This is a genomic window from Rubritalea marina DSM 17716, from assembly GCF_000378105.1.
GTDB lineage: Bacteria > Verrucomicrobiota > Verrucomicrobiia > Verrucomicrobiales > Akkermansiaceae > Rubritalea > Rubritalea marina.
Genome location: NZ_KB899249.1, coordinates 126,826 through 149,994, shown reverse-complemented (window position 1 = coordinate 149,994; position 23,169 = coordinate 126,826). Strand labels below are relative to the sequence as shown.

At 52.4% G+C, this 23,169-nt stretch carries 20 protein-coding genes and 1 tRNA gene; 15 read left to right on the top strand and 6 right to left on the bottom strand.

The genetic code is table 11. From position 1 onward, the window contains the following. Positions 1-13 precede the first annotated feature (13 nt). From F454_RS15500 to F454_RS0103340, 12 genes are all read left to right on the top strand, one after another. Complete coding sequence (locus F454_RS15500) at positions 14-1,063, top strand: patatin-like phospholipase family protein (RefSeq protein WP_018969216.1); 1,050 nt, start codon at positions 14-16, stop codon at positions 1,061-1,063. Then, complete coding sequence (locus F454_RS0103390; RefSeq protein ID WP_156817111.1) at positions 1,023-2,474, top strand: phenylacetate--CoA ligase family protein; 1,452 nt, start codon at positions 1,023-1,025, stop codon at positions 2,472-2,474. Before F454_RS15500 ends, F454_RS0103390 begins: the two co-directional genes overlap by 41 nt. 16 nt (positions 2,475-2,490) lie before the next feature. Next, entirely contained in the window at positions 2,491-3,756 is a 1,266-nt protein-coding gene (locus tag F454_RS0103385; protein WP_018969214.1) for a thiolase family protein, read from the top strand. Position 3,757: 1 nt separating this feature from the next. Beyond that, the gene (locus tag F454_RS13990) at positions 3,758-5,710 is read left to right on the top strand and encodes a 3-hydroxyacyl-CoA dehydrogenase NAD-binding domain-containing protein (RefSeq protein WP_018969213.1); all 1,953 of its coding nucleotides are present in this window, start codon (positions 3,758-3,760) and stop codon (positions 5,708-5,710) included. A gap of 9 nt (positions 5,711-5,719) precedes the next feature. Beyond that, complete coding sequence (locus F454_RS0103375; RefSeq protein ID WP_018969212.1) at positions 5,720-7,549, top strand: acyl-CoA dehydrogenase family protein; 1,830 nt, start codon at positions 5,720-5,722, stop codon at positions 7,547-7,549. Positions 7,550-7,636: 87 nt separating this feature from the next. Further along, positions 7,637-8,869 (top strand): DNA polymerase Y family protein, encoded by a 1,233-nt coding sequence (locus F454_RS0103370; RefSeq protein ID WP_018969211.1) that lies wholly within the window; start codon positions 7,637-7,639, stop codon positions 8,867-8,869. Positions 8,870-8,934: 65 nt separating this feature from the next. Next, the gene (locus tag F454_RS0103365) at positions 8,935-9,864 is read left to right on the top strand and encodes a hypothetical protein (protein ID WP_018969210.1); all 930 of its coding nucleotides are present in this window, start codon (positions 8,935-8,937) and stop codon (positions 9,862-9,864) included. A gap of 68 nt (positions 9,865-9,932) precedes the next feature. Then, positions 9,933-10,748 (top strand): thymidylate synthase, encoded by an 816-nt coding sequence (locus F454_RS0103360; RefSeq protein ID WP_018969209.1) that lies wholly within the window; start codon positions 9,933-9,935, stop codon positions 10,746-10,748. 30 nt (positions 10,749-10,778) lie between these two features. Beyond that, on the top strand, positions 10,779-11,069 hold the full coding sequence (locus F454_RS0103355) for a hypothetical protein (protein ID WP_018969208.1): 291 nt from the start codon (positions 10,779-10,781) through the stop codon (positions 11,067-11,069). Positions 11,070-11,109: 40 nt separating this feature from the next. After that, entirely contained in the window at positions 11,110-11,490 is a 381-nt protein-coding gene (locus F454_RS0103350; protein WP_018969207.1) for a VOC family protein, read from the top strand. Between the two features lie 17 nt (positions 11,491-11,507). Further along, the gene (locus F454_RS15495; protein ID WP_018969206.1) at positions 11,508-12,293 is read left to right on the top strand and encodes a hypothetical protein; all 786 of its coding nucleotides are present in this window, start codon (positions 11,508-11,510) and stop codon (positions 12,291-12,293) included. 193 nt (positions 12,294-12,486) lie between these two features. Continuing rightward, positions 12,487-13,245: an SDR family NAD(P)-dependent oxidoreductase gene (locus F454_RS0103340; RefSeq protein ID WP_018969205.1), complete on the top strand. Its 759-nt coding sequence runs from the start codon at positions 12,487-12,489 to the stop codon at positions 13,243-13,245. Positions 13,246-13,299: 54 nt separating this feature from the next. Here the strand turns inward: F454_RS0103340 and F454_RS0103335 are convergent. Beyond that, positions 13,300-13,376, bottom strand: a tRNA-Arg gene (locus F454_RS0103335). Between the two features lie 208 nt (positions 13,377-13,584). On the opposite strand from F454_RS0103335, the gene F454_RS0103330 reads away from it, so the two are divergent. Next, positions 13,585-15,177: a SulP family inorganic anion transporter gene (locus F454_RS0103330; protein ID WP_018969204.1), complete on the top strand. Its 1,593-nt coding sequence runs from the start codon at positions 13,585-13,587 to the stop codon at positions 15,175-15,177. An 87-nt stretch (positions 15,178-15,264) separates the two neighbouring features. On the opposite strand, the gene F454_RS13980 is transcribed toward F454_RS0103330, so the two are convergent. After that, complete coding sequence (locus tag F454_RS13980) at positions 15,265-16,128, bottom strand: ThuA domain-containing protein (RefSeq protein ID WP_018969203.1); 864 nt, start codon at positions 16,126-16,128, stop codon at positions 15,265-15,267. Positions 16,129-16,322: 194 nt separating this feature from the next. On the opposite strand from F454_RS13980, the gene F454_RS0103320 reads away from it, so the two are divergent. Beyond that, positions 16,323-16,604 carry a putative quinol monooxygenase gene (locus F454_RS0103320; RefSeq protein WP_018969202.1) on the top strand — a complete coding sequence of 94 codons (282 nt, stop codon included), beginning with the start codon at positions 16,323-16,325 and terminating at the stop codon, positions 16,602-16,604. Between the two features lie 21 nt (positions 16,605-16,625). Here the strand turns inward: F454_RS0103320 and F454_RS0103315 are convergent, their stop codons facing one another. The 3 genes from F454_RS0103315 to F454_RS13975 form a co-directional block, all read right to left on the bottom strand. After that, entirely contained in the window at positions 16,626-17,981 is a 1,356-nt protein-coding gene (locus F454_RS0103315) for a sulfatase family protein (protein WP_018969201.1), read from the bottom strand. Between the two features lie 122 nt (positions 17,982-18,103). Beyond that, on the bottom strand, positions 18,104-18,901 hold the full coding sequence (locus tag F454_RS0103310; protein WP_018969200.1) for a hypothetical protein: 798 nt from the start codon (positions 18,899-18,901) through the stop codon (positions 18,104-18,106). Continuing rightward, positions 18,898-21,228: a sulfatase family protein gene (locus F454_RS13975; protein ID WP_018969199.1), complete on the bottom strand. Its 2,331-nt coding sequence runs from the start codon at positions 21,226-21,228 to the stop codon at positions 18,898-18,900. The genes F454_RS0103310 and F454_RS13975 overlap by 4 nt, the downstream gene beginning before the upstream one ends. Before the next feature lie 137 nt (positions 21,229-21,365). Between F454_RS13975 and F454_RS16265 the strand changes: the two genes are divergently transcribed. Continuing rightward, the gene (locus F454_RS16265) at positions 21,366-21,572 is read left to right on the top strand and encodes a hypothetical protein (protein WP_156817110.1); all 207 of its coding nucleotides are present in this window, start codon (positions 21,366-21,368) and stop codon (positions 21,570-21,572) included. On the opposite strand, the gene F454_RS0103295 is transcribed toward F454_RS16265, so the two are convergent. After that, complete coding sequence (locus F454_RS0103295) at positions 21,569-23,155, bottom strand: arylsulfatase (RefSeq protein ID WP_018969197.1); 1,587 nt, start codon at positions 23,153-23,155, stop codon at positions 21,569-21,571. The two genes, F454_RS16265 and F454_RS0103295, sit on opposite strands and share 4 nt — an antisense overlap. Positions 23,156-23,169 lie beyond the last annotated feature (14 nt).

The following is a 23,169-nucleotide window of genomic DNA, read 5'->3' as shown; positions in this document are numbered from 1 at the left end:
ACTATATATCTTTATGGAACCCATCTCGACAAACTCTTCATCTAGCAAGCAACAATTAATCAAGTTGCTCAAAAAGCTAACACCCTGGAGGAATTCCGATGAGAAACACCACAGCGCTCCGTCCACACGCATGCCCAAAATCGGCCTCGCTCTATCATCAGGTGGCGCCAAATCCCTCGCTCACATCGGCGTGTTAGAAGTCTTTGAAGAACACAACATTCCGATCCACGCAATTGCTGGATCCAGTATGGGCGCCTACGTCGGCGCACTCTGGGCCACTGGCCACAATGCCGCAGCCATGCGTGAATTAGCAGAAGAAATGCAAGACCCACTCACCATGAAGCGCCTCGCAGACCCAGTCATGCCTCCCCTCAAGGGCCTCTTCTACGGGAATAAAGTCAAAGCACACCTCGCCCGCTCTATCGGTGATCAACACTTTGAAGACCTCCAACGTAAATTACTCGTTATCTCAGCGAACCTCGACACCTACGAACGCATCGTCTTCCGCAGAGGCAAGCTAGTCGATGCAGTTCACGCCTCCTGTGCCATGCCGGGAATCATCGTCCCTGTCGAGCTCGATGGAGTTCGCTGCACCGACGGTGGCGTCGTCGATCCCGTTCCCGTAGGTGCTCTAAAAAAATTCACCGATGTCGACCATGTCATCGCAATTAGCACCGTGCCCCGCCTACAGGATATCGATACCCACGACACCGCCACCTTGACCATCCGCGAAGACGATCAATCCGAAGCTCAAAGTTGGTGGCAAAAAGCCCTCGCCAGTATCAACCCTGGAGCACCTGGCAACATGGTAGACAACCTTCGCCGTGCCCTCAGAGCTTCGCAAATACGCCTAGCACACGATGCCTGTCTGCGCGCCAGTGTCGCCATCTACCCCGTGGCCGAACACGCTGACTGGCACGCCTATCATCAATACGAAGAATTCATTCGCATTGGTCGCGAAGAGGCATTGAAAGCGCTCCCCAGAGTACAACAACTCCTCACCCCCATCCCCGAAACACCCCATGATTCACGCCCCAACCAACTCGTGGTGGCAACACGCTAGCACAGACACGATACGCGAAAAGCAAGGGATGCTGCTGCATCGCTTTCTCAAGTACCGCGTGCTGCCATTTTCCAAATACTACAGCCAACTGTTTCAAGAAAACAAGCTAAGTGCCGACGACTTCCATAGCATTGAAGACCTCGCCAAACTGCCCTTCACCTCAAAGTCCACCTTAGAAAACCCGAAAGATTTCGTCCTGATCCCGGACAAGTCATCACTCATGCGTCAGCCTGCATCGTGGTGGAAATTACTCCGACACGGCCCAAGTAAGCTCACGCAATACTTCGAACAAGAGTTCCGCCCGATCCACCTCACCTCCACCACTGGCCGTTCAGCCCAGCCAGTCCCCTTCCTCTATACCAAACAAGACTTGGCCAATCTCGAGGCTGGAGGGCTGCGCCTAATGCAACTCTCCAATACCAACTCAGATGCCAAGATCATTAACGCCTTCCCCTTCGCTCCACATCTCGCCTTCTGGCAAGCCTGGTACGCCTCTTTAGGCAACAACTGCTTCGTCCTCCACACCGGAGGTGGCAAGGTCATGGGCACCCACGGAAATGCCCAGATGCTCAGTAAAATCAATGCAAACGGCATCATCGCCATGCCGACCTTCATGTACCACCTGCTCCAGCACGCCATCGAAGAAAAGATGCAATGGCCGCAGCTCAACAAGATCGTACTCGGTGGTGAAAAAGTCCCACTCGGCATGCGTCGCAAGCTGCGCGAACTTTGTGCCAAGGTTGGAGCCAGGCATGTAGACATCGTCTCCACCTATGGATTCACTGAAGCAAAGCTCGCCTTCAGCGAATGCGTCACCCCCGAGGGCCATGAGCCCAGTGGCTACCACTTGTATCCAGACCTTGCGATTGTCGAAGTCGTCGATCCCGAGTCCGGCACCCCCGTACCAGACAGAGAGCCTGGCGAGATCGTCTTCACCCCCCTCAACAGCCGAGGAACCACGGTACTTCGCTATCGTACCGGCGACCTAATCGAAGGAGGCATCAGCCACGCCCCCTGCCCACATTGTGGCAGAACCAGCCCTCGATTGATTGGAAAAATCTCCCGAGTCTCCGACATCAAACGCCTCAACATCAATAAGGTGAAAGGCTCACTCATCGACCTCAATGCCCTCGAACACCTTCTTGAAGATACTCAAGGAGTCGGAGCCTGGCAGATCGAACTTAGAAAAGAAAACGATGACCCACTCGCACTTGACGAAGTCCACATCCACCTCGTCAGCAACACCGACGACCATGCCGCACTCAGCGCCGAAGTCACGCGCACCTTTCGCGATCAAACCGAAATCACCCCAAACACGATCCAATTCCATAGCTGGCAAGAGATGCTCCATCTCCACGGAGTCGGAAAGGAACTCAAAGAAATCAAGATCGTTGATAACAGACCAAGCTAACAGACGCTAACAAACCATGCTGTATTTTTATAAAACCACCAGAACCGCCTTCACCAAAATGGGTTCGCAGCTCGCAGCGCTCGACGCAGTCGAACTCGGCAAATATGCCATCAACTCGCTCATCAACCAAGCGGACATCGACCCAAACTGTATCGATGAAGTCATCCTAGGCTGTGTTTCACAACCTGCACACGCAGCCAACATCGCCCGAGTCGTCTCACTGCGTGCGGGCCTCAGCGAAGAAACGGTCGCCTCCACGGTACATCGCAACTGTGCCAGTGGCATGGAGTCCATCACCACCGCCTACGAACGCATGAGCGCCAATAAAGGCTCACTCTTTATCATTGGCGGTACTGAGAGCATGTCCCATTGCCCCTTCCTCTACCGCAGCAGCGCGATCCAAAAGTTCGCCAGCCTGCAGCGCGCCAAGACCCCATTCACCAAATTACAAGCCGCTCTCAGCTTTCGACCACGGGACTTCTCGCCCATCATCGGACTCAAGCTAGGCCTCACCGACCCCTACACTGGACTCAACATGGGTGAAACCGCCGAGCTCTTAGCACGTGAATGCGAAATCACCCGCGAGCAACAAGACCACTTTGCCATGCACTCGCACCTCAAGGCTCACGCCGCTGCCGATGCACTACAGTCTGAGATTTCACCAATCTACCACCACGGTAAAAGTATCCACCGCGACAATGGTATCCGCTCCGACTCCAGCATGGAAAAGCTTGCCAAACTCCGCCCAGTATTTGACCGCCGTGCTGGCACCGTCACCGCCGGAAACAGCTCTCAAATCACCGACGGAGCCGCCGTTCTGCTCGTTGGATCTGCCTCAGCCCAACAAATCGGGCTAGAACCCATTGGACGGCTCAGGGCCTATTCCTACGCTGGCCTCGACCCCAAACGTATGGGACTTGGCCCCCTCTTCGCCATGGAAAAACTCTTCAAAGACACGGGACTTCAACTCGAACAAGCTGACCTCATCGAGCTCAATGAAGCCTTCGCTAGCCAGGTGCTCGCCTGCGCCAAAGTCGCTGAATCAAACTCGCTCTCAAAACGCTTCGGCCTCGAACGCCCCCTCTGCTCCGAATTCCCACTCGATCGACTCAACCCCCGAGGCGGATCCATTGCGCTTGGTCACCCAGTCGGAGCCACTGGTGCCCGCTTGGTGCTCAGCGCCCTCGACCAACTCAAAGCCAACAACAAACAACACGCACTCACCACCCTCTGTATCGGAGGCGGCCAGGGAGCTGCACTCTGGATAGAAAGGCTCAGCTAACATGCACTTCAAGCTCACATCAGACCAATACATCGCCACCCTCACCTTTGACCGTGCCCATACATCTGCTAACACTTTCAACGAAGAGGTGCTGTTAGAACTGGAAAGCATTATCGATGGACTCAAAAAATCGCCCATGCTCAACGCCCTGATCATCGTATCAGCAAAGCCCAACATCTTCATCGCCGGTGCCGATCTTAATGTGCTAGCAGACGCTTCAGAGAAAGAATTAGACCATATCATTCGCTTAGGTCAGCGGGTCTTCAGAAAGATCGAACAACTCCACATCACCACCATTGCCGCCATTCACGGCGCCTGCGTAGGCGGAGGCTACGAGCTAGCCCTCGCCTGCGACTACCGCATCGCCACCAATGCCCCGAGCACCAAACTCGGGCTACCAGAAACCAAGCTAGGCATCTTGCCAGCCTGGGGTGGCACCACCAGACTTCCTGAGCTCATCGGCTTGAGCGCCGCACTCCCACTCATCCTCGGCGGCACCCTACTCCCTAGCAAGGTCGCAAAAAAACGCGGCTTGATCGACAGCGTCTGCTTTCCTGAGCAATTAAACCAACAAGCCCATCGCTTCACCAAGAAGCCCAAACGCCGCCATCGCATCTTCGCTGCGCAGCATAATATCCTCTCCCTACATTTCATCAAGTCACAGGCTTCGAAGTCACTCTACCAAAAAACACGCGGCCATTACCCCGCCCTCCTCCGAGCACTCGACGTCGCCTGCAAAGGCGTACTCAGCACCAAACAAGAAAGCTTCGACCAAGAACGTCGCGCCATCATCGACCTAGCTCAAGGGATAAAAGCGAAAAACCTAATCCAACTCTACTTCGCCACCGAGCGCCACCGCAAACTCCGCATTGGCAACGCCGCCCCACTTAAAATCGAACGCAGCTCAGTCATCGGCGCCGGCATCATGGGATCCGGCATCGCCCATTGGATTGCGAAGAAACATGGCCCCACACTTCTCAAAGACGTCAGCGAGGAGGCCCTAGCCAAAGGCATGGCTAACATCGAAAAACTCATCACCTCCGAAGTCAAATCGCGACGCACCAGCCAAGTCGACGCGGCACATTGCTTCGACCGCATCACCGCCACCACTGAGCAGGTCTCACTGCGTCGCTACCAGCTCATCATTGAAGCAGCCACAGAAAACTTCGAACTCAAACAAAAGATCTTCACTAAGCTAGAAACACAAGCAGGAGATGACACCATCCTCGCCACCAACACTTCAGCCCTTCCCGTCACCCAACTAGCAGACTCTATCAAGAACCCGAAACGCTTGATCGGCATCCACTTTTTCAACCCCGTCTCACGGATGCCATTGGTCGAAATTGTCAAAACAAAACATACTGATGATGCCACACTCAACACTGCACTCTGCTTCGTGCAGAAGCTGGGAAAATTCCCCGTGGTGGTCAACGACTCACCCGGCTTCGTAGTCAACCGCATCCTCCTCCCATATCTCGTACGCGCAGGTGAACTCTTCGAGGAAGGGCACGCACCAGAGCTCATCGATGAAGCCATGCTAGACTTTGGCATGCCGATGGGGCCGCTGCGCCTCATCGATACCGTCGGCATCGATGTCGCCGTTCACGTAGCCACCACCCTCGCCACTGCCTACCCCGACCGCATGCGCGTCCCAAAGATCCTCACCACCATGCACGACAAAGGGCTTCTCGGGAAGAAATCTGGTTCGGGATTCTACCATTACCGAACTGGAAAAATCCAAGCCAACACAGAAATCCAACCTGGCACTTCTCCTTTGAGCTCCAAACAAAAAATCCAAGACGAGCTCGCCGCCCTCATGAGCAATGAAGCGCAGCGCTGTCTCAATGAAGGCATCGCGGAGTCAGCCGCCGATATCGACTTCGCCATGGTCATGGGCACCGGCTACCCACCATTCCGCGGTGGCCCGCTCACACACGCAACAACCCCAAGCTAATCAATCAACATGCCAGACAACGCACTCATCGACACATCCAACATGAGCGAAGGCCAACGCGCCGCGCTCGAAATGGCAGAAGACTCACGCGACACCAGAGAAATCTCAGGCTTCGCTGGTGCACTCTTCATGGGACAAGCAGACTTTTCTAGACTCTTTCCCTTCCCCCAACAAAGCCAAAAAGACAAAGAAGCTGGAGACGCCTTCCTCAGCAAACTCGCCCAATTTCTAGAACAACACACCGACCCCGATGCCATCGATCGCGACGGAGAAATCCCTGACTCCGTCTTCCAGGGCCTAGCCGATCTCGGAGCCTTCGGAATCAAAATACCGAAACCCTATGGAGGACTCGGCCTGTCCCAGTCAAATTACTCCCGAGCCGCCAAGCTACTAGGCGCCCATTGCGGCAACCTCACAGCACTACTTTCAGCTCACCAATCCATTGGCATGCCCCAGCCACTCATCGTCTTCGGTACCGAGGAACAAAAGCAAAAATTCCTCCCTTACTTTGCCAACGGCCAAGTCTCAGCCTTCGCCCTCACCGAGCAAAATGTAGGCTCCGATCCCGCCAAAATGAGCACAGAAGCCACCCTCGACCAAGACGGTGAACACTACACTCTCAATGGTGAAAAACTCTGGTGTACCAATGGGCTCAAAGCATCACACATCGTGGTCATGGCCAAAACTGCCACCCCAGAAAAACCATACGCATCCACCGCCTTCATCGTAGACACCAGCTGGGAAGGTGTGGAAATCGTTACCCGCTGCCACTTCATGGGACTCAGAGCTCTCTACAATGGCGTCGTACGTTTCACCAATGTCAAAATTCCTAAAGACCACGTGGTGCATCAAGTCGGCAAAGGTCTCAAGGTCGCACTCACCACCCTCAACACGGGCCGCCTCACGCTGCCCGCCGCTTGCTCCGGCGCCATGCAATGCTGTCTCGACATCTCGCTACGCTGGGCTCGCGAGCGCGAACAATGGGGCTCCAATATCGGCAAACACGCCGCCATCGCACAAAAAATTGCCGACATCCGGGCCGATCAATTTGCCACCGAATCCATGGTACAGTACGTCTCAGCACTCGTCGATAACGACAAAAAAGCCGACATCCGCATCGAGGCTGCTATGGCCAAACTCTGGGGAACCGAGGCCGCTTGGCGCAGTGTGGACCAAACCATGCAACTCAAAGGTGGACGTGGCTACGAAACCGCCGACTCACTCAAAAACCGTGGCGAAACACCAGACCCGATCGAACGCATGCTCCGCGACTGCCGGATCAACACCATCTTCGAAGGCTCTAGTGAAATCATGAAGCTCTTCATCGCCAGAGAAGCACTCGACCCACACCTCCGCCGTGGTGCCGCAGCCATCGATAGCCGACTTCCCATGAGCCAACGCGCCATCGCCGCGGCCAAAGCCGGCACCTTCTACAGCCTCTGGTACCCAGCCCGCTGGCTACCAATCCCAGCCAACCTGCCAAAGAACATCTCGCCTGCATTGGCACAACACCTCAACACGGTGCACAAAACCTCGCAGAAACTTGCCCGATGCATGTTCCACGCCATGGCTCTCAATGGACCAGCCCTAGAAAAACGCCAGATCCTCCTCGGCGCCTTTGTTGATATCGCTACCGAGCTCTTCGCCATGACCTGCGCCATCGCCCGCACCCAGGCACTCATTGACCAAGACGCTAAGCACCCACTCCACACCATTCACTACCTCTGCGCACGTTCAAAAAAAACCATCAAACAACACTTCCTCACCGCCAAAGACAGTGTCGCAGAAACATCCGGATACAAGCTAGCCCAGGAGCTCCTCAAGCACCCAGCCCCCTAGCTCACCCCACCCAAACCAGAATCACAACAACTGATTCTTTTCAACTACTCGATTGACAGATTGTTCAAATGAACACACTTTACCTCTGTGGATCCAGTAGAGCTAACAGCCTTATTTCTCGATTTTGACTCTTATTTTGCCTCTGTAGAACAACACCTACAGCCGCAGCTTCGAGGCAAACCAATCGGCATCGCCCCCGTCATGGCTGAGAGCTCCTGCTGCATTGCAGCTAGCTACGAAGCAAAACATTTTGGAGTCAAAACCGGCACCATGATCCGTGAAGCTCGCCAGCTCTGTCCCGAGATTCAAATCGTACCCGCACGCCCGGAGCTCTACGTCCAATACCACCACCGTCTGGTCGAAGCAATCGAGTCCGCAATCCACGTCGAGGCGGTGCTATCGATCGACGAGCTCTGGTGTTGGCTCCCATACAACCTGCGAGACCCTCAGCAATTGCAACACATTGGCGAGAACATCAAGCAGGCGATTCATCGCCGCGTCAGCCCCTTCATCACCTGTACCATTGGAGTCTCTTGCAATCGCTGGCTCGCAAAAATGGCTTCAAAAATGGACAAGCCCAACGGCTTCCTGATCCTCGAAGCTCAACAAGTCCCCGAAGCACTCCACCCGCTCGGTCTCTCAGACCTCACCGGCATTGGCAGACAAATGGAACTCAGACTCCACGCTCGCGGAATCCACACAGTAGCACAACTCTGCCAGCTCACACGCCAGCAAATGGCCAGCGTCTGGGGCGGAATCGAGGGCGAACGCTTCTGGATGAACCTCCACGGCGTGGTCCTACCCGAGCAAAAAAGCCAACGCAGCAGCATCGGCCACAGCCATGTGCTCCCCCCAGAAAACCGCGCACCAGACAAAGCGCTCGCCGTCGTGCACAAACTCACCCAAAAAGCCAGCATCCGCCTGCGCAAAGAAGGCTACCTCTCTGGCTGCATTCACCTGCACCTAAAATACCTGCAGTTTGGCAGCTGGGGCGCAGAAATTCGCTTCGAACACTCCAACGACTCACTCCACTTCGCCCATTGCGTGCGCAACTTGTGGAAGAAACGCCCACAGCACCAAGCTCAGCTGCTCCATGTCAGCGTCACCCTCACGCAACTCCTCGAGCAAAGCAACTACACCCCCTCGCTCTTCTCTCAGCAAAACCCCGCCAGACAAAACATCAACAAGGCCCTCGACTCCATCCGCGCCAAACACGGAGCACAATCCATCTTTCTAGGTAGCGAACAAGAAGGCCGCTCCGCTGCCCCCATGCGCATCTCCTTCACCCACATCCCAGACCCCGAAAGCGAAAACCGCTAAAGACAAGCTCACCTACTTTGCACTTTTTACTTTATCCTTCCGAACTTTTTCCTCTAACTACAAGTATGCCCGCCCGTCGTCCCAGACACAACCGACCCAGACCCGCTAGGCGCCATCGCCCAGCACCAGGTCGCGAGCGGCTGAGCCTCTGGGAATCCATCGAACAGGCAAACCAACGCGCCCATTACCGGGCGAACCAACGGCTACCAAACTATCGTACCTCGCGCTCAATTCACGCCGCGATTGCCGAAACCTACGCCGAAGAAGAAGCTAGCGATGAATACCAGCTTCCGACGAAACAACTCATTCTACGCAGCCTGATTGCGCTGTTGCTCTTGCTCCCAGCCTCTATCAGCACACTGGCGATCTTCACCATTACCGAACACCCCGAACAAGGGCACTTCTGGCGACACACCCTGACCTCTCTTCCATTCCTCTGCTTCGCCGTCGGCTGCGGCCTGATGGTCGTTTGGTTCTGGTCCGGCCTGCTCAAAAACTTCTTCCTCTACCTCTATGTGCTGGGGCACGAACTCACCCACGTCTTCTTCATATTCCTCTGCGGGGGCAAGATTTCAGGCTTCAATGTCAGCCTAGACGGGGGCTACGTGATGACCAATAAAACCAACATCCTCATCGCACTCTCACCATACTTCATCCCATTCTGGTCCTTCATCCTCATTGGTATTTCCGCCATGATCCAACAATTTTGGACCATCCCTTACCACGAATTCGCACTCTACGCAGTCCTAGGAGGATCCTGGACCTTCCACCTCACTTGGACGCTATGGATGATCCCGCGCGACCAACCTGACCTCAAAGAAAATGGCACCTTCTTTTCCCTCGTCATCATCTACATGGCCAATGTTTTGCTCCTCGTGACCCTACTTTGCCTCATCCCTGGCGGACTCACCTTCAGTGCCTACGCCGAACATTGGACCTCACTCATCCTCAAATTTGCCCAACTAGCTGAGAACCAATTGCGCCATTGGATCTAATCTCGTGGATCGGAATCTCAGCAAGTTAGAGCTTTTCAGCCTCACGGAATTTGCCCACACTACGACTCATGCAGCAATACCTCAACCTCTTGCAAGATGTCCTGGATCATGGTGAAGAGCGCCACGACCGCACCGGCACCGGCACCCTCTCGGTATTCGGACGTCAAAGCCGCTACGACCTACGCCAAGGCTTCCCATGCCTCACCACCAAAAAGCTGCACCTCCGCTCAATCATCCACGAGCTACTCTGGTTCCTCAAAGGCGACACAAACATCGCCTACCTCAAAGAAAATGGCGTCCGCATCTGGGACGAATGGGCAGATGAAAATGGAGACCTCGGCCCAGTCTACGGCCAACAATGGCGTTCTTGGGCAAAGGACGATGGCTCCACCATCGACCAAATCGCTCGTCTCATCCACGATCTCAAGCACAACCCACACTCGCGCCGCCACCTCGTCTCCGCATGGAATGTCGGGAAAGTCGATGAAATGGCACTCCCACCCTGCCACCTACTCTTCCAATTCTACGTGCACGAACCCACCACTGAGGGCGGCAAACCCGGACTCTCATGCCAGCTCTACCAGCGCAGCGCCGACCTCTTCCTTGGCGTGCCATTCAACATTGCCTCCTACGCACTCTTCACCATGATGATTGCTCAAGTGCTCGGCTACGAAGCACGCGACTTCGTCCATAGCTTCGGCGACCTCCACCTCTACAAAAACCACCTAGACCAAGCGCGCCTCCAGCTCACCCGCAGCCCACACAAGCTCCCCACCATGTGGATCAACCCTGCGATCACCGACATCGACGCCTTCACCTTCGAGGACTTCGAACTCCGAGACTACGTGGCAGAACCACACATCAAAGCAGCCGTCTCAGTCTAATTTTTCATTCCATAACAAACATCCTAAATAGTGAATCTTCCACGAAAAGGCAGTAAAGTCATCACCCTCGACGACGTCCAGTACCGCTGGCGCGCCTATTCCACCGCCAAAGGCACCGAAGTCCGCATTGCCTTCAATGAAATCGAAGGTGGCCAAATCCTCGTCGCCCAAGTCCCGAAACTCTTCAACCTCAAATGGATCGTCCCGATCATCGACTTTGGCCTCGACCATGACTGGCAACCCGATGAATCAGGTGAGCCATACTACATCCGCAAAAACCGTGAAACCTACCGCGTCCTCGAAGACCACGAAATCGAATAAGCTCCGTCCAAACCCCAACTAACTCAAACATACCACTCCTATGCTCAAATTCCTTCATACCCGCGTGCGCGTCAGCGACCTCGACAATACCATTGCCTTCTACCAGAAACTAGGCTTCGAACTCAAAGACCGCAAAGACTCACCGCAAGGCAATAAACTCGCCTTCCTCGAAATCCCCGGCTCCGACCATTTCTTCGAACTTTGCTATTCTCCAGAGTTCAAGGTCGAATTCCCAGAAGACCTCATGCACACCTGCGTCGGTGTCGACGACGTCATCGCCTATTGCGATAAACTCGAAAATGATGGTATCGAAATCTGGCCAGGAAATTGGCGCGAGAAATTTGCCGACCCCGCCAACCGCCAAATGGCATTCGTAACCGACCCCGATGGTTATGAAGTAGAGATCCTACCGAACAAGTAATTCCAACGCGCTCAACCATGGAGCCCGAACAAGAGACGAGCCAGCCCGCGCGCCGTATCAGCGCCGAACTGCTCGTCTTTTTTGTGCTCTGTAGCTTCTGCACCCTGGGTCTCACCTTCTGGCTCTTCAGCGGCGACCTCAAGCTCGATCGCCTCCACGCCAAATCGATGCGCCACCTCGCCGACCCACAGCTCCATGCCGAGTTGGTCGAAGACATAGCCATCCGCCGCAAACGTCTTGCCGAGCAATTCAATGCCAGCACCCACGAAGAAGAAAAACAACAAATCCTCAAGCAAGCTCGCGCACTCCTAGAATCCGCCGCCCCTAGCATGATGGCCACCTGGATCGGCACCAGCTGGGATTACAATGGCATGAGCGAAACACCCGGTAATGGCAAAATCGCTTGCGGCTATTACGTCTGCACCGTCCTCCGCGACCTAGGCTTCCAACTCTCGCGCATCAAGCTCGCGCAGCAACCCTCACAGAGTATCCTCACCACATTTGTCCCCCATCAAAACATCCATATCACCTCAGGCATCACCTCAGATACCTTCTACCTAGACTTCCAAGATAAAGAGCCCGGGATCTACATCGTCGGACTAGACAAGCACGTCGGATTCCTCGTCCACGATGGCATGACCCCACCGCAGTTCTTCCATGCCTCCGCTCGTCCCCCCTTCTGCGTGGTCAACGAATCACCCGCAGAAGCGAAGGCCATTATCCACTCAACATACCGCGTCACAGGCAACCTCACCGCACACCAGCCCACCATCCAACAGTGGATCCTAGGTGAACCGTTCTAACATCCAGCTCCTAGCATCCCAGCATCTTTAGGCCACCGATAGAAAAATGAAGATGTCCGCACTACTTGGCCATCTCTGCAAGGTAGCAGCATTGAAAAAATACACCTTTGATTGTGAGCGAATTTCATAAAATGTAGAAAGAAGTCACTCAAACCTGAAAACATATTAGTTAGACCCACGTAATCATTTGATCATGAAAGTAAATTTAGAGAATAAAGTCGCCCTGGTGACCGGTAGTTCGACGGGCTTAGGCTTGGAAATCGCACTTCAACTCGGACGCTGTGGCGCCTATGTCGCTCTGAATTATGCAGGCAATCAAGCGCGCGGAGAAAAAGCGCTGGAGCTCCTCAAATCCGAAGGTTTAAAGGGTGGGCTGTATCAGGCAGACGTTACCGATGCGGAATCTATCAAAACTATGGTGGATGCGATTGAGAAGGACGCTGGCAATGTGATCCAAATCCTTGTCCCCAATGCCACTGGCCCGCAGCTCCAGAAACCCATTGAGGAATACAGCTGGGATGAATACCAAAGCATGGTTGATTTCTTTATTAAGAGTCCCTTCCTACTCACCCAAGCCATTATTGGAGGAATGAAACGCAGCGGTTGGGGGAGAATTATCAATCTTGGCAGTGAGGTCTTCGAAACTGCTGTCGGAAATTTCAGTGCCTATGTCGCCGCCAAAGGTGGCCAAAAAGGATGGTCATACAGCATGGCATCTGAGCTAGCCTCCTCAGGCATTACCGTGAATATCATTTCCCCAGGTTGGATTCTAACTGAAAGGCACGAAGGGTGGCCTCAAGATGAACTCGATGCTTACGAACAAACGATCCCCGTGGGTCGCTGGGGCAAGGCCGAGGATATCGCAAGTACCGTTGCTTGGCTAGCAAGTGAGGAAGCCTCATTTATCACAGGCCAGACAGTTTGTGTGAATGGCGGACGCTGTATTTCCTGATCCTCATCACAGCTTACCTCTCCAAAACATAACCACTTGGAGTGGGTTTCAACATGGTACTCCCAACAGGATTCGAACCTGTGACCTACGGATTAGAAATCCGTTGCTCTATCCAGCTGAGCTATAGGAGCACAATGTGTGAAGGCCGACTGTAGCCAGCCAGCGGGAGTTAGTTACCGCTTGCTCATTGAATGTGCAAGATGATTTTTGGAGAAGTTCGTACGAATGCATGGATGGATTGAGCCTCTGCAGTCAGAACTTTTTAAGGCGATTCTGAGTTCGGTGTTGCTCAGCGGGTGATTTCCTATTAGGTCAGCACATAACTACCTGACTGATCACATGTTTAAATTTAAAAAGAAGCGAGGTTCACTGAAGAATGATTTCCTCTCTGGCCTTACCGTTTCCTTGGTACTCGTTCCTGAAGCGATTGCTTTCTCGTTCATTGCTGGCGTACGACCAGACGTAGGCATTTGGTCTGCAGTTTTTGTAGGCTTCATCACAGCGGCTTTTGGTGGCCGCCCAGGTATGATTTGCGGTGCCACGGGTGCGATTGCCACCGTCGCAGCAAAAGCATTCCAGTTAGGTGAAGCCGCTGGCGGCGAGGCGATGGCGTACAAGTATCTTTTTGTATCCTTGATCTTGGCTGGTGTGATACAGGCGCTCCTTGGAGTGATGAAGATGGGGCGCTTGATTCGCCTGGTCCCCCATCCAGTCATGATGGGCTTTGTGAATGGTCTGGCCATCATGATTGCAATCGGTCAATTCACTTTCTTCATGGATGGTAATGACAATTGGATTTCAGGCACCCCTTTATTCATGATGATCGGCCTCATATTGGTCACGATGGGGATTATCGTGTACTTGCCCAAGCTCACCAAGGCAGTGCCTCCCTCGTTGATTGCGATCGCGGGTGTTGGCTTAGCTGCTTATTTTATTCCGGGTATTGATGGCCGCACTGTGGGTGACGTGTTGATGGAGCGCACAGGTTCCTCAACTATACCCACGACCTTTCCGAATCCAGCAGACCTCTCAGGCATCACATGGGACTGGGCATTCTGGAGCGCTATTCTCCCAATCTCAATCAGTATCGCCTTGGTAGGTTTGATCGAGTCCTTGTTAACCTTACAGCTCATCGATGAGATTACCGAGAGCAGAGGCAAGTCAAACCGTGAATGCCTTGCCCAGGGTACGGCCAATATCGCCTCAGGCTTCTTCGGCGGCATGGGTGGCTGTGCTACGATTGGTCAATCATTGCTCAATATGAAGTCAGGCGGTCGCGGCCGGACTTCAGGAATTGTTGGAGCTTTATCCTTAGCAGTTTTCGTACTATTTGCCTCTCCATTGATCCTCAACATTCCGATTGCGGCACTCGTGGGCGTGATGTTCATGATCGTGATTGCCACCTTTGAGTGGTCGACCTTCAAGACATTCGGTAAAGTCCCCAATGCGGACATTCTTGTGATTGCGGTGGTCACAGTCGTCACGGTGGTGACGCACAACCTCGCTATTGGCGTGCTCGTCGGGATCTTGCTCTCAGCACTCGTCTTCGCAGTGAAAAGCTCACAACATGTCCATGTGCAGGTTCTAAAAGACACACCAGAAGAAAAAGTGTATGCCGTTGAAGGGATGATCTACTTTGCCTCAGTCAGTGACTTCGCGGACCATTTTCAAGCAAAAAGCGACAACGAAAACATCGTCATCGACTTCCAAAATGCGCGCATCAGCGACTACTCAGGCATCGAGGCGATCCACGCGATGTCCGAACGATACCGCAAAGTCGGTAAAAATCTTCGCTTACGCCACCTATCTGCGGATTGCCGAAGCATCCTCAAGCGTGCGGGATCCCTCATCGACATCGAGGTGCTACCAGACGATCCAAGCTACTCAGTAGCGCGCATCGACGTGCCAATGGAAGACGCCAAGGAAAGCTAGACGGCTTCAGCCTCTAAAAATCACCAATGCTCCCAGTCATGATTGGCTGAGAGCATTTTTTATTTAAGGAAACCTACGTTGAGAGAGTTACTTCGCAGGCTGTTTTTTATTCGGCTTTGGCTTTTGATTGTAATGTTTCTCTTCTATCTCAAGCACTGAATTCTCACCTGTGTATGCTTGATGGTAGGCTTGATTGTCTAGCTTGCCACAAACCCAGAGAGCTCCACGTGTGACGAGCTCAAGATAGCGTGGATCTTCCACATTGTGGTTGAAGTGCCCCAATGATGTCGAAAATGATGGGGCTCCAAACTTCGTGTTAGTCCAGGCTACCAGGGCGGAGTCGGTGACTTCCTTTCCATCCTTGCCTCGGTATGTCTGGGTCCCCAGTGCCAGAGGGTCTGCTCCGTAGATATCCACATTGTTGTAGAGTTCGTCCTTTTCACTCACCCAGCCTTTGAGTGGCTTTGTGATTGGGTGCTCAGGATTCACGATCTCCACGGTGATCGGCACATGTGGGCCGTGGCGGTCGGATTTCACACCAAGGTGCTTGGCCCAATCGTTCTCCGAACCACGAAAGGAATGCATCGCGCAATGTAAATGCACAGCAGGTACGGTCTTGTGCGCATTAAGGATATTCTTCAGCTCTGTCTCATCCTTCTTCAGAGCTGCGCATTCATCATGAATGATCACATCATAGTCTTTTGCCCAATCAGGATCTTTGAAAATTAGGAACTCTGGATTGTGGCCACCTTCCTTGGTCCAAATCACATCCACGCGGATGTTGGCTCGAGACGAGATCCCTTCAGAGAGAATTTTCTGTTGAGCCTGGTAGTCGTGACAACAGCCACCTGCAATGAGTAGAGCTTTGAGTGGCTCAGGTTCAGCCTGGGCTAGTGCGCAAGTACTGAAAGCGGCTATGATCGTAGCGGAATGATGGTGGAACGGTTTCATGGGCAATGGTCTTTGGATTATTTGGGGACTCCAGAATCAACATGTTGATCAAGGTCCTAAAGAATACCTACCCGCCCAAGCACCAAGTATCTTTCGTTTGTAAGCATATTTTTTGGTGAGCCTCCCGCTTCGTAGCAAAAATCCAACGATGAGGGCTTGTCAGTTTGGCCTGCATCCATACCATCCCAAGGATTATGATCCGTAAGTTAATCCAAGTGCAAGCAGTCGCAGGCAAAGAAGCCGAGCTTCTCGAACTCGTTCAATCACTCGTCGAGCCATCACGTGCCGAAAACGGCTGCGTGAAGTACGACGCCTACGCTAACTCAGCCAATACTGGTTCAATCTACATCATCGAAGAATGGGAAAATGCCGAGTGCCTCGATGCCCACAAAACCACACCGCACTTCCTCGTGTTCAAAGAAAAAGGCCCAGCACTGATCGACACTAAGTCGTCCATCAGCCTGGACCAAATCTAATCCAACATTTTGGCTTGGTCCCTAGCCTTGAGCTGGGTACCAAGCTTCAATTTTCTTGCGCAATGCTTCCACCTTTTCAGGATGCTCATTGGCGAGATTGTTCTTTTCGTGTGGGTCACTCTTGATGTTGTAGAGTCTGAATGGCTCTTTATCCCAGGTGTGTAGCACCTTGTAGATCGTGAGATCCTCACCTTGGAAGCGCATGATGAGCTTCCAATCACCTTCCACCGCCCACAGATACTGCAGCGTGTTGTGGCTTTGCTCGGTATCAATGTTGTGGCTCGCGTGGGCGCAACCGAAGACAATATCACGCTCAGCACGTGCTTGAGCATCCATCAGATTGATGCCTTTGAGCTCTTTAGGAGCCTCAAAACCTGCAGCCGCTGCGATTGTAGGATACAGGTCAATCGCATGCGCCAAGTCAGGGGAACGCTCCGGCTTCACATGGCCAGGCCAGGATACCATGATGGGTGTTCGAATCCCATTTTCAAAGGGTGATGTCTTGGTGCGTTGCGCAAAGTCGCCACGCCATAGCTTTTGATTCGGGTCATCCTGATTCATCGACTTGGGCAACCAGCCGTTGTCACAGATATAGAGAATGATCGTGTTGTCTCGCACTTCTTTGTCCTCGAGAATCTGTACAAGCTCGCCACATGTTTCATCGAACCAATCACACATGGCATAATACTTTGCCACATCTTCCTCTCTACCAGGCTTCGAATACTTATCCAATAGACGCTTCGGCGGGTTGTGCGGGGTGTGAGGTAAGAATGGTGCATACCATACTAAGAAGGGCTTCTGTTCCTCCACTGCCTGATCCACGAAGTCACGAATCGGCTCCATCCCCTCACGGCCGATCTTGAGACCATCATCGCCGTGTCGACCGCCCCGCTCTGGATCCGCATGAGTCATTCCGTAGGTGAAACCACCATCTTGATAGCTTCCCTCCCACCACTTGCCCGATTGATGTGAAATGTACCCAGCCTCACGCAGTGATTTCACAAAGCTAGGAAGCTGGTGAAACTTCTCGCGCATCGGGCGATCCAAGATATCTCGCTTCTTCGCCAATCTGACATCATTCCCAGTAATTCCATGCTCGAATACCTGACGCCCAGTCACAATCGATGCCAGTGAAGGTCGACACAATGGCGAAGCCACATAGCCGTGTTCAAAGACTAAACTCTCATCAGCTAACTGATCTAAGTGCGGCGTCTGGATCTCAGGATGCCCCATAAATCCATAGTCCGCCCATGATTGGTCGTCACTTAGAATCACCACCACATTTGGCCGACTATCCGCTGCAGATAGCGTGGCCGTTCCAATGATAGTAGCGCTGACTAGATAGGCAATATGCTTCAAATATATTTTCAATTTCATAAATTATTCAATACTCGCCTAAAGGTACTGTGCGCACCACTCACGATTATACAAAAAAATCACCACCTTTTTTAGGATCCGCTAGATACTGGCCACTAGTGGATTCTTTCCTGATGTTTCGATCACTTCGGAAACAAAAACTTGAACGTCAGGCGAATGATGTCCTCAGGAGCACCCAACTCATCGTCGGCGAAGTCGTGTTCGTACTGTAGGTTTACCTGGCAAGGTACTTCGCCAAAATGCAGCAGCTTGGCAAGTTTCACGCCGATCGGTAGTGACTTCCAGCGGTCATTCTCCCAATCGTAGGTGATGTTCATTTCTGATGCTCCGAGCGACCAATGCTTTGGTAATGAGTAGCTCACAATCGGTTGTATAATACTCACGTTGACCGCTTGCCTAGCTCCCTCTCGATGCACTGAAAAGACATTCTGATTAAACAAGCCAGCAAGTAATTTATCGGTCTTGGCCGTGAAGCCGATGGCTGGACCAAGTCCCCAATTTTCCGACCCACGCGTCTCACCTCCAGTCGGAAGCAATGCCACTGGACCCAGGCCCCACCTGCCCCAAGATTGATCGAACACCATCAGGTCAAACACAGTGATATCAGATAGACCTGAAGACGTAAGCCCACCATCCAACAACACTGGCACGGTGACACGCATGATGTGATTGGTACCACCTAACTGAAATGGCACTGCGGAGCGCACATTCAATGTGTGCGAACTCTCGTTGGGAAGATTGTGGTAATTTACCGTACTCCAGACCCCTAACTGAACATTCATCAAAGAAGCCGTGGGATCACTCGCTGCTTGGCCTAACGATTGCCCGCCCAGAGCATCGGAGCTTACTGCGGGTTCACCACTTTGGCCGAATAGCAGACCAGCAGCCAATAAGGTGATGCTAAAGATCGTAAACTTCATTTGTGAATTGGTGTTAGGGCGACGTGCATACGCTTAATCTTGCCATTAAAGGCGAATGGTCGACGCTCGGCGTAGTGCACAGATATCGGAGAGCCTAAATCAATACCTACATCAAAGGATTCAGTCGCTGTGAATGCAACAGGCACCGATTGCTTGAGTGCAACATTGAGCACTTCCTTCCCATCGACTTTCACTGACACTTCGCCGGACTTGCCTGGCGCAGTGATCTCAGTGTCGATCGTGATGGTGTATTCTCCAGCCTTCAGTGGCTCACTACTCTTCTGGATGTAGCGCTCGATAATGAACATATTGTATTCATAGACCAAATGTCCCTGGTCCATGTAGAGAGCAAGCCCACCACCAGCACCACCAACCGCATAGAGCACACCAGAGGCCTCATCCGAAACCTCAATCTCCATCGATACTTGATTGCTCTCACGCCCAATACCCGGTGCAGCAAACTCGGGCATGCGACGCGTGTTCTGCGTGAAATCCCACTCGGTGTAATCAGTCTTCACCCGATCAGCCGGATGCAAGCGCAACCAGTTCCCCGCGCCAATTGGAAAATCTTTATTGTCTTTTGCCAGGGCTGTGAATTCAGCTTTCAGTTGCTCTAGCTTCTTTGGATGTTTTTTCGCGAGGTTATTCGCCTGCGAGAAATCTTCATTCAAATTGTAGAGCTCCCATTCATCTGTTGCGGAATCCCAATTCTCAACACGTGATACGGATGCCGGTGTATTCCATGGAATGAATGGTCCAAATGTACAGGCCATCCATCCATCTTTGTAAATCGCTCGGCTACCGTTGTTGTCAAAGAACTGGACTGACTTGCCCGTATCAGCATCCGCTGTCGCAAAGCTCGAGGCAAAACTGACTCCATCCATCGGGTCTTGCTGCAGCCCATTCACTTCCTCAGGGTGCTTGATCTCAAGAATGTCATAAATTGTCGGCGCAATATCCACACAATGGGTAAATTGTTGGCGCACCACTCCATCAGCTTTGATTTTCGCAGGCCAAGAAACCACCATTGGGTTCCGAGTTCCGCCAAAATACGAGCCTAATAGCTTGGTGCCTTTGAAAGGAGTCGATCCAGCCCAAGCCCATCCAGCGTGGTACATGTTGTCAGTCTTTGGGCCTCCCAAAACTTCGATCCCACCGATCGATTCCAACGCCGCCATTTGTTGCTCAACTGTGTTTGGAATATTATTTTGCGCTAACAACTCGCTGATAGAACCATTTTGACCTTCGGCAGAAGAGCCGTTATCACCAAATAAGTAGAACACGAGAGTGTTTTCCTTCAGCCCCCGTTGCTCGAGTCCATTCAGCAGCTCGCCCACCTGGTAGTCCGTATGCTCAACATACCCAGCAAAGACCTCCATGAGTCGCGTCTGGAATACTTTCTGTTCTTCGGGAATACTATCCCAGCCGACTAGAGTTTCATCACGTTCGGTAAGCTGAGTACCCTCAGGGATTATTCCTAGCTCCAACTGACGTTGATGCACGCGTTTACGGTACGCATCCCATCCGTCGTCAAACTTTCCTTTGTACTTATCCGCCCATTCAGGGAACACGTGATGCGGTCCATGGGCGCCACCTGGTGTGAACCAAATAAAGAATGGTTTGTCTGGAGCAAAGGCCTGACGGTCATCGACCCATTGGAGAGCCTTATCCTTCATATCCACTGAGAAGTGATAGGTAGGGTCATGCTCAGGTGGCTCTACAAAGATCGAATCGTCTGTCAAACGAGGCTCCCACTGCGATGTCTCGCCACCCAAGAATCCATAGAATCGCTCGAACCCATAACCAATCGGCCAACGGTCTTTAGGCCCAATCGATGTGGCCTCTACTGCGGGGGTATTATGCCACTTCCCGAAAGCCGCCGTATGGTAACCATAATGTTTCAAGATTTCAGGAATCGTCGCTGAAGACTTAGGAATAATTCCCGTGTAGCCATCAAATGCCACTGCCCGTTCGGCAATCGTGCCAGACCCCACTCGCGTGTGATTTCGGCCAGTCAATGTCGCGGCCCGTGTCGGAGAACAAATGGATGTTGTATGAAACGCATTGTAGATGATTCCTTCTTCGGCCAACTTCGCAAACGCTGGGGTCTTGATTTCCCCGCCAAACACTTCAGAGAGACCATAGCCAACGTCGTCTAACATGATGAAGACTATGTTGGGCGCATCCTCTGGCAAGCGTTCGGGGAATTTGGGCCACTTCATGGTTGAATCTTGGAGTCGTTCCTCAGTAACTCCAGCCATTGCCTCAGGTGGGAATGGCAGCACTGATCCATCACGAGGAGCTTCAGCTAGAGCTAGCCCAGCCATTGATAATAAGAGAATTGGGGTTTTCATTGTATTGATTAGATTAGGTTAGTTTTAGGGTTGAAAAAAGAATTGTTTCGATTTTTGGAATGCATCGCAGCATACTCCATTTAGGCATCAAGCATGACCCCAAATGAATTATGGCACAGCATCGAACATCTAGAACCGTAGGAATCTTCAGTCTTCTCTGCATGGCATTGCTCAGTTCCTGCGTGGTTCAACGCACAGTTACAGACTCCACTGGTAAGGTAATTTATCAGGAACCTGAGGTGCATACTCCATGGGAAAGTGATGAAAAGGTACGCCAAGAAGTCCTAGAAAAGCAACGGGAGCTCGGCTACAATTAGAGTCCGATATTCTTTGCTGGAAACTTTTTGAAGGTGGCGCCGTGCTGTTTCAGTTTCTGGCCCAAGGTTGCCAACCATGCATTGCGGCGGTGCCCCACAGGCATTTGCTCTTTAGGGTCGATATAGAGGTTGTACAGCCAAGGAGCCAAACCCACATCTTGGATCGTCGCAAAGTCGATATGCATGTGGGTGGACTGCGGAAGCACTACCTTGATGTGCGCCTTATATTCCTTCATGCGGCAGGCCATCAAAGTACTCCCCCACCAATAGTAGATCGCTTCACGCTTTGATTCAGCATCGTCTATCAGCAGAAAAGATGTCTGATCGATAAAATCATAGTACTTGTCTGACGGTAATTTATCGGTGGACACGGCACCTAGATTTAAGGCCACACCAAAGAGGTCCATCAAGTCAAAGAGGCCATCACTCTGGCGCCCAGGGCTGATCATTCCCGGCCAATAGGCAATCCCCGGAATGCGCGGTCCGCCTTCAAAGGTTGTGCCCTTGGCTCCGCGAAACGGTGTGTAGCCACTATCTGGCCAGCCGTCCATTTGTGGACCATTATCGGAGGTGAAAAAGACAAAGGTATTCTCCGCGACTCCCGCTTCTTCCAGAGCCTTGATCAGCTCTCCCACGTGCAAATCCACCTCTGCGATAGCTTCTTTATAATAGTACCGAGCAGCACTCAATGGTGCCAAGTCCGGGTTCGGGAAGTTGTCGCAGTGCACCTTCATGAAACAATGTTCAATGAAGAATGGCTTCTCCCCTTTTGCAGCTTCCTTGATTTTTGAAATCGTGAAGTCCGCAAGCACCTTATCGGCGCGCCCCATGTCTTCAGTCGTTTTGATCTGCGTGAGTTGCTTTGTCTCTCCACCTTTGAAGCCATGAGTCAGGTGATCTTCAGGTTTGATCGATTCGAAGTCCTTCATACGTTCTGGATTCATGACCAAATCCGGGTAGCGACGTTCATCCTTACTCTGAGAGATTTCCTTCTGAGCTGGGTAGTAACCGTAGTATTCATCAAAGCCAACATCATGTGGTCGCATGCCCTTGGGTTCACCAATGTGCCATTTACCAGTTAGCAAGGTGTAGTAACCCGCTTCGCTCAACAATGCTGCGAGACTATGTTCACCATCCCATGGGTTTTTGGTGATTGTATCACCTGCAAGAATCGGCCGAGTGAGCCCAGTGCGCACCGGTAAGCGACCAGTAAGAATCGCAGAGCGCGTGGGCGTGCAAGTGTGCTGCGAATAACAAGAAGTCAGCTTTAAACCACCAGCTGCTAGCTTATCCATATTTGGTGTAGCTGCACCGATCGCGGCACCACCACCATAACACCCAGGATCGCCATAGCCCATATCATCTACCACAATCCACAAGATGTTTGGACGCTTTCCAGTTTTTTGAGTGAGAGCTGCGATTTTTGCCTCAGCTGCCTTATCTTGTTCGTCTCGGGGAATGGCTGGCTCGAAATTAGGAGCGGCACGCACAGAGCGATCAAATCCTTCAGCAGATAGATGAGCTGAGCCAACAACAACAGCGAGAGCACCTTGAATAAAGGTACGGGCAATCAACGATTTCATGGGGTTTGGGGTAT